Raw genomic sequence first — 7,084 nt, 5'->3', positions numbered from 1 at the left:
CCTTAATGGATGTAACAGAACGATTAATTTTCTAATGCTAAGCCAATAAAAATAAAGTGCAGCAGAGATTAGCTAACTAAATTTAACTTACATTGATAGAAGCATTATACGTTTACTGTTTTAATCGCATCACATTGTAGCCGTATAATATTCATAAAAGGCAAGTCACAAACATGGCTTATATAGTTTTTAGACCTATATTAATGAAAGCGAGAAACCAACCGTAAATGGTTGGTTTCTAAAATCATGGTGCGGATGGAGGGACTTGAACCCTCACGTGATTGCTCACACAGCGACCTCAACGCTGCCTGTCTACCAATTCCAGCACATCCGCAGAAGATGTTATTTATTAGTTTGGAACGTCGTTGCTTTTATTTTCAGAAGCAGGAACGTCTTTATCTTTTGGTTCAGCAACCACTGTTGTAGCAGCAGGCGCGTCTGATGATAAATCTGACCATTCGTCAGTCTTTTTGATCTGACCTGCTGTTAGGTTACCTAACACAATACTTAACACAAAGAATACGGTTGCTAAGGTTGTGGTTGTTTTTGTCATAAAGTTACCAGCACCGCTTGAACCGAATACGGTTGCAGATGCACCAGCACCAAATGATGAACCCATATCAGCACCTTTACCTTGCTGGATTAAAACAAATCCAATTAAAGCAAGTGCTACAATAAGATAAACTACTAATAAAATTTCGTACATTGTTAGCCATTTCCTTTTGCGCTATTACAGATGGTTGCAAAGCTATCAGCTTTAAGGCTTGCTCCGCCTATTAGACCACCATCAATATCAGGTTGCGCAAATAATTGTTCGCTATTGTTCTCGTTAACACTACCGCCGTAAAGCAGTTGTATTTTTGCAGCTAACTCGCTGTTAAGTTCAGCCAGCTTGCTGCGAATAAATTTGTGCACAGCTTGTGCTTGTTCAGGCGATGCAGTTTTACCTGTGCCTATTGCCCAAACGGGCTCGTATGCTATCACACTATTAGCAAGTGCATCTACACCTAATTTGCTAATAATCGCATCAATTTGCTGCCAAACAACCTGTTCGGTTAATTCTTGTTCACGTTCTTGTTCACTTTCACCAACACATAGGATGGGTGTTAAGTTGTTTTCTTGCGCTTTTGCAAATTTTGCAGCAACTGTTTCGTTACTTTCACCGTAAATTGCTCGTCTTTCTGAGTGACCAACTAAGGTGTAATTTGCGCCTAGACCGTGAATCAATTGGGCGTCAACTTCACCAGTAAATGCACCTGCATTGTTTTCTGAGACAGTTTGAGCGCCGGCTTTCAAACCTACATCTAAAGCAGATTTAATTAAAGGGAATGGCGGGAAAACTAAAATATCAACGTCTGTGGTATCAATTTTTGTGATTACGGCAGCAAGTTCAGATACAAGCTCAAGTGAGCCGTTCATTTTCCAGTTACCAGCAACCATAGGTTTACGTAATGCCATTGCTTACTCCAATTTAGAAAGCGAGCAGGATGTTATCCTGACTCGCAAAAAGTTACAAGGGGTTATTGTGCGTTTTCGAGTTGTTTGCTTATAGATTCAACAACATCGGCAATTTTCTTTGAAAAATCGAAGACTTGTTTTTCTTTTTCAGCTTCAACCATAACGCGGATAACAGGCTCTGTACCTGATTTACGAATAAGTACGCGGCCCTTTTCACCAAGCTGTTGTTCAACCTCAGTAATCGCCGCTTTAACATCATCACTTGCAAGTGGCTCAGTGCCCTTTGCATAGCGCACATTAATCATGTTCATAGGGTATTTTGTAAAGCCTTGGCCTAAGTCTTCAAGGGTTTGATTCGTTTCAACCATAGCAGCAAGTACTTGTAAGCTTGAAATAATGCCATCACCGGTTGAAATACGGTCTAAATTAAGAATATGCCCTGAGCTCTCGCCGCCAATTTTCCAACCTTTTTGCTTTAATAGTTCTAATACGTAACGGTCACCCACTTTAGAGCGTTCAAACTCAACACCGAGCGATTTAAGCGCATTTTCAAGGCCCATATTAGACATTACGGTACCAACAACACCCCCACCCAGTTCGCCTTTTTCAAATGCATACTTGGCAATAATGTAAACAATATCATCACCATCGAATACTCGGCCTTTATGGTCAACCATCATTACACGGTCACCATCACCATCGTACGCAATACCCACATCGGCTTTTACTTCAAGCACTTTTTGCACCATGGTATCAACATGAGTTGCACCACATTTTGCGTTAATGTTTAAACCATTTGGTTCACACGCAACTTTTATCACTTCTGCACCAAGTTCACGCATTACATCTGGTGCAATGTGATACGTAGCGCCATTGGCACAATCAACCACAATGCGTAAACCCTCAAGTGATAACGAACTCGGAAATTGGCTTTTACAGTATTCAATATATCGTCCTGCTGCAGTATCAAGGCGCTTCGCTTTACCAAGCGATTCCGAAGAAACACATGTCATTTCTTCATCCATCATGGCTTCAATTTCAAGCTCAAGTGCATCATCAAGCTTAGTGCCCTGCGATGAGAAAAACTTAATACCATTATCTTGATACGGATTGTGCGATGCACTGATAACAATACCCGCTTCGCCGCGGAATGTTTGTGTTAAATACGCAATTGCTGGGGTTGGCATTGGACCAAGCAAGATTACATCAATACCTGCTGCAACTAAACCTGCTTCAAGTGACGTTTCTAATAGGTAACCCGAAATACGCGTATCTTTACCAATAATGACTTTTTTAGTGCCAGCTTTTGATAACACTTTACCCGCTGCCCAACCTAGCTTTAATGCAAATTCAGGGGTGATTGGGAACTGCCCCACCTCACCACGGACACCATCGGTGCCAAAATATTTTCTATTGTTCATTTGTAATTCCTTGTTCACAGGCTCGCCATACATTAAGTGCATCGGCAGTTTCTGTAACATCATGTACACGAATAATCTTAGCGCCCTTTTGCGCGGCAATAAGTGCTCCCGCAACAGAGCCAGCTAAACGCTGATCTACATCGCGTCCTAATAAATTACCAATCATCGACTTGCGAGATAACCCCGCAAGTACTTCGCATCCCATTATTTTAAACTCGTCTATGTATTTTAAAATTTGGTAGTTATGCGCAAGTGTTTTACCAAAACCAAAGCCTGGGTCGAGTATAATTTTATCGCGAGTTATTCCAGCTTTCTCACACTCAGCAATTCGCTCCACAAAGAACTGTTTAATATCATTTATTAAATCTATGTACTGAGGGTTTGCCTGCATAGTGCGAGGTTGACCTTGCATATGCATTAAACACACTGGCACACCCAGCTCAGCTGCTGTTGCCAACGCATTAGGTTCTTGTAATGCGCGTACATCATTAATGATATCAGCCCCTGCATGCACTGCTTGACGCATCACTTCTGCTTTACTGGTATCAATAGAAATAATGCAATCTGATTTTTCTCGAATGGCTTTAATCACAGGAATAACACGTGAGAGCTCTTCTTCTAGGGCAACATCTGGGGCGCCTGGACGGGTTGATTCGCCGCCTATATCAATGATGGTTGCGCCATTTTCAAGCAACGCCAACGCCGAAATGACAGCGCTGTCGAGGTGCTGGTAACTGCCGCCATCAGAAAAAGAGTCTGGCGTAAGATTCAATATACCCATAATATGGGTTTGGCTTAGGTCTAATACCTTGCCGTTTGGTAAATTGATTGTAGACATAGGAATGTAGATTTAAAAAAACCCCGAGTAGCTCGGGGTTTTTAGGGTTGTTAGTTTACCGATGGTTGGTCGGTATCATCAAGTTTATTTTCAGGTTTTTTCTCTGTTTCAACCTGTTTTTCTGCTTGAGGTACATCATCAGCTGTTGCGCCTGCACTTGGCTTATCGTTATCTTTACGATCATGCGCATCGCGCGGTGGGCGCACTTCACGACGAGCCATTAAGTCGTCAATTTGAGCTGCATCAATGGTTTCGTACTTCATTAGCGCATCTTTCATTGCATGAAGAATATCCATATTTTCTTTTAGAATATCTTCAGCACGCTTGTAGTTACGATCTGAGAAGTCACGTACTTCTGCATCAATAAGTTTAGCTGTTTCACCAGACATACTCTTATTTTGAGTTTGACTGCGACCCATAAATACCTCGCCCTGCTCTTCAGAATAAAGAAGCGGACCAAGTTTTTCACTTAAACCCCATTGCGTAACCATTTTGTGTGCAATGCTGGTTGCACGTTCAATATCGTTGCTTGCACCAGTAGTCACTTTATCTGCGCCGTAGATTAACTCTTCAGCAATACGGCCACCGTAAAGACTCGAAATCATCGACTCTAAGTGTTGCTTAGAATGACTTACGCGATCTTGCTCTGGTAAATACATAGTCACACCAAGTGCACGGCCACGCGGAATGATTGATACCTTGTAAACTGGATCATGCTCAGGCACTAATCGGCCAACAATTGCGTGACCTGCTTCGTGGTAAGCCGTCATTTCTTTTTCTTGCTCGCTCATTACCATTGATTTGCGCTCTGCACCCATCATGATTTTATCTTTAGCGGCATCAAATTCAGCCATGCTGACAACACGTTTGTTACCACGTGCAGCAAAAAGAGCAGCTTCATTTACTAGGTTTGCAAGATCTGCACCTGAGAAACCTGGTGTACCACGTGCAATCACTGCTGGCTCAACATTATCTGCCAGAGGTACTTTGCGCATATGTACTTTTAAAATTTGCTCACGACCACGGATATCCGGCAGACCAACAACAACTTGACGGTCAAAACGGCCGGGACGAAGTAACGCTGGGTCTAATACATCTGGACGGTTAGTAGCGGCAATTACAATAATACCTTCATTGCCTTCAAAGCCATCCATTTCAACAAGCATTTGGTTTAGTGTTTGCTCACGCTCATCATGACCACCACCAAGACCTGCACCACGTTGGCGACCTACCGCATCGATCTCATCGATAAAGATGATACAAGGCGCAGCTTTCTTAGCTTGTTCAAACATGTCACGTACACGTGAAGCACCCACACCAACAAACATTTCGACAAAGTCTGAACCAGAAATTGTAAAAAATGGTACCTTTGCTTCACCTGCAACTGCCTTAGCAAGTAACGTTTTACCTGTACCCGGAGGACCTACCATCAGTACGCCCTTAGGAATGCTACCCCCCAATTTTTGGAACTTTGATGGGTCGCGTAGGAAGTCTACTAATTCAGTTACGTCTTCTTTAGCTTCATCACAACCAGCTACATCAGCAAATGTTGTTTTAACTTGGTCTTCGCTCATTAAGCGTGCTTTACTTTTGCCAAATGACATGGCGCCTTTACCGCCACCGCCTTGCATTTGGCGCATAAAGAATATCCAAACACCAATAAGCAGTAACATCGGGAACCATGAAATGAAAATGGTCGCAAGTAGTGATTGTTCTTCAGGCTCAACACCCTCAACAATAGCACCACCTTTAATAAGTTCATCAACAATGTACTGGTCGTGCATTGGGATCACAGTTTTAAACTGCTCACCATTTAATTTAGTGCCGTAGACAATACCTGCGGTACGGTCAAATTTGGCTTCTCGGATTTGTTCAGAACGTGCTTCTTTAACAAACTGCGAATATGCGAGTTGGCGATTAGAACCTTCGCCTGGATTGAAACTCTGGAATACCGACATCAAAACAACGGCGATAACCAACCAGAGAATTAAATTTTTAGCCATATCACTCAAGGCATTAACCTCTTGTCTTATCTAACAATGAAAAAATGTTTTACTTTAAATACTGTACTACAGTTTGTAACCTGTCGCTACTATATAAACTTCGCGAGAGCGTGCACGCGATGAGTCAGGTTTGCGTATCTTGACAGTTTTAAAACTATTACGTAAATCTTTTACAAATTGATCAAATCCTTCTCCTTGGAAAACTTTGACAGCAAAATTACCGTTTTGTTTAAGCACTTGGTGACACATATCAAAGGCAAGTTCCACTAAATACATGCTACCAGCTTGATCTGTCACGTTATTTCCGCTCATATTAGGTGCCATATCTGACATTACTAAATCAACGTTTTTACCATCAATTCGTGTTAACAGTGCATCCAATACTGCCTCTTCACGAAAATCACCTTGTAAGAATTCTACGCCTGGCAGGGGGTCCATTGGTAAAATGTCACAAGATATTACAGTGCCGTTGTCGCCTACTTTATCAGCTGCATATTGCGACCAACCACCAGGAGCGGCACCTAAATCCACCACAGTTAAGCCTGGGCGAATTAATTTATCTTTTTTGTCGAGCTCTTCTATTTTAAAGTAAGCGCGCGAACGATACCCGAGTTTACGGGCTTCATTGGCATATACATCATCAAAATGCTCTTTTAACCAGCGTTTTGAACTAGCCGAATGCTTTTTATTAGACATTAAATTCTACTCTAGAATTAGTATTATTTCTTATATGGCGGTAGAATACCCTTAATTCAAGATTATTTCTGCGAAATTTACTAAATATGAAGTTATCAAACAAACAAAAGCAGTTTTTAAAAGGCGAAGCACACGCGTTAAACCCTGTTGTTCTTTTAGGTGCAAATGGCTTAACTGAGGGTGTTCTTCTCGAAATTGAAAACGCACTTGAAATTCACGAATTAATTAAGGTGAAAGTGCCTACAAGTGATCGCGAAACAAAAGCGCTAATTTTTGAAGCAATTGTTCGCGAAACTGGTGCTATCAAGTTACAAACAATTGGTCACATTATCGTGCTTTATAAACAAAGCGAAGATAAAAAGATCCAATTGCCAAAAGGTTAATTCAAATCGAATATCAACCTAAAAAAACGCGCTTTATGCGCGTTTTTTATTGTATTGCTTTAATGTCATATCGAGAAAATCGGTTGTTAACTCATTTAAAATGCCCGCTTCTGCATTAATCATTAAGCTAAAACCCAATTCTAATCTCGGGATCACTAACAGATCTGCGCGATAACCTTGCACCCAGCCACTGTGGTAATAAATGGTCTCACCTTTGTAATTATAAATCCGCCAACCCAAACCATATTGCGCTTTTTTGAGTTTTGAACGCCAAACCCTGCGCTT

Annotated in this window: 8 protein-coding genes and 1 tRNA gene; 1 reads left to right on the top strand and 8 read right to left on the bottom strand. The window is 41.5% G+C overall.

What is annotated here, in order from left to right:
* Positions 1-247 precede the first annotated feature (247 nt).
* From ABYD77_RS05135 to rlmE, 7 genes are all read right to left on the bottom strand, one after another.
* Positions 248-334 (bottom strand) — tRNA-Leu (locus ABYD77_RS05135).
* A gap of 15 nt (positions 335-349) precedes the next feature.
* Positions 350-706 carry a preprotein translocase subunit SecG gene (secG, locus tag ABYD77_RS05130; protein WP_372767654.1) on the bottom strand — a complete coding sequence of 119 codons (357 nt, stop codon included), beginning with the start codon at positions 704-706 and terminating at the stop codon, positions 350-352.
* 2 nt (positions 707-708) lie between these two features.
* Positions 709-1,458, bottom strand: coding sequence for a triose-phosphate isomerase (tpiA, locus tag ABYD77_RS05125; RefSeq protein WP_372767652.1), 750 nt, complete (start codon positions 1,456-1,458; stop codon positions 709-711).
* Positions 1,459-1,520: 62 nt separating this feature from the next.
* Positions 1,521-2,879, bottom strand: coding sequence for a phosphoglucosamine mutase (glmM, locus tag ABYD77_RS05120; protein WP_372767650.1), 1,359 nt, complete (start codon positions 2,877-2,879; stop codon positions 1,521-1,523).
* On the bottom strand, positions 2,869-3,717 hold the full coding sequence (gene folP / locus ABYD77_RS05115; protein ID WP_372767648.1) for a dihydropteroate synthase: 849 nt from the start codon (positions 3,715-3,717) through the stop codon (positions 2,869-2,871). The genes glmM and folP overlap by 11 nt, the downstream gene beginning before the upstream one ends.
* Positions 3,718-3,767: 50 nt before the next feature.
* The gene (ftsH, locus tag ABYD77_RS05110; RefSeq protein WP_372767646.1) at positions 3,768-5,720 is read right to left on the bottom strand and encodes an ATP-dependent zinc metalloprotease FtsH; all 1,953 of its coding nucleotides are present in this window, start codon (positions 5,718-5,720) and stop codon (positions 3,768-3,770) included.
* Positions 5,721-5,786: 66 nt separating this feature from the next.
* Positions 5,787-6,416, bottom strand: coding sequence for a 23S rRNA (uridine(2552)-2'-O)-methyltransferase RlmE (gene rlmE, locus ABYD77_RS05105; protein ID WP_372767644.1), 630 nt, complete (start codon positions 6,414-6,416; stop codon positions 5,787-5,789).
* Positions 6,417-6,502: 86 nt separating this feature from the next.
* On the opposite strand from rlmE, the gene yhbY reads away from it, so the two are divergent.
* Complete coding sequence (yhbY, locus tag ABYD77_RS05100) at positions 6,503-6,799, top strand: ribosome assembly RNA-binding protein YhbY (RefSeq protein WP_038640790.1); 297 nt, start codon at positions 6,503-6,505, stop codon at positions 6,797-6,799.
* 33 nt (positions 6,800-6,832) lie between these two features.
* Here the strand turns inward: yhbY and ABYD77_RS05095 are convergent.
* Positions 6,833-7,084: serine hydrolase (locus ABYD77_RS05095; protein WP_372767642.1), on the bottom strand; the 252-nt coding region annotated here is incomplete at its 5' end.

Origin of the sequence: Pseudoalteromonas sp. (assembly GCF_041629635.1) — a bacterium.
GTDB lineage: Bacteria > Pseudomonadota > Gammaproteobacteria > Enterobacterales > Alteromonadaceae > Pseudoalteromonas.
The sequence above is the reverse complement of the archived record's forward strand: the minus strand, read 5'-3'. Positions and strand labels throughout refer to the sequence as shown.

What these genes read in the sequence shown, in the direction of transcription:
- secG (WP_372767654.1), bottom strand. Translation starts at nt 706, where the DNA reads ATGTACGAAATTTTATTAGTAGTTTATCTTATTGTAGCACTTGCTTTA.
- tpiA (WP_372767652.1), bottom strand. Translation starts at nt 1,458, where the DNA reads ATGGCATTACGTAAACCTATGGTTGCTGGTAACTGGAAAATGAACGGC.
- glmM (WP_372767650.1), bottom strand. Translation starts at nt 2,879, where the DNA reads ATGAACAATAGAAAATATTTTGGCACCGATGGTGTCCGTGGTGAGGTG.
- folP (WP_372767648.1), bottom strand. Translation starts at nt 3,717, where the DNA reads ATGTCTACAATCAATTTACCAAACGGCAAGGTATTAGACCTAAGCCAA.
- ftsH (WP_372767646.1), bottom strand. Translation starts at nt 5,720, where the DNA reads ATGGCTAAAAATTTAATTCTCTGGTTGGTTATCGCCGTTGTTTTGATG.
- rlmE (WP_372767644.1), bottom strand. Translation starts at nt 6,416, where the DNA reads ATGTCTAATAAAAAGCATTCGGCTAGTTCAAAACGCTGGTTAAAAGAG.
- yhbY (WP_038640790.1), top strand. Translation starts at nt 6,503, where the DNA reads ATGAAGTTATCAAACAAACAAAAGCAGTTTTTAAAAGGCGAAGCACAC.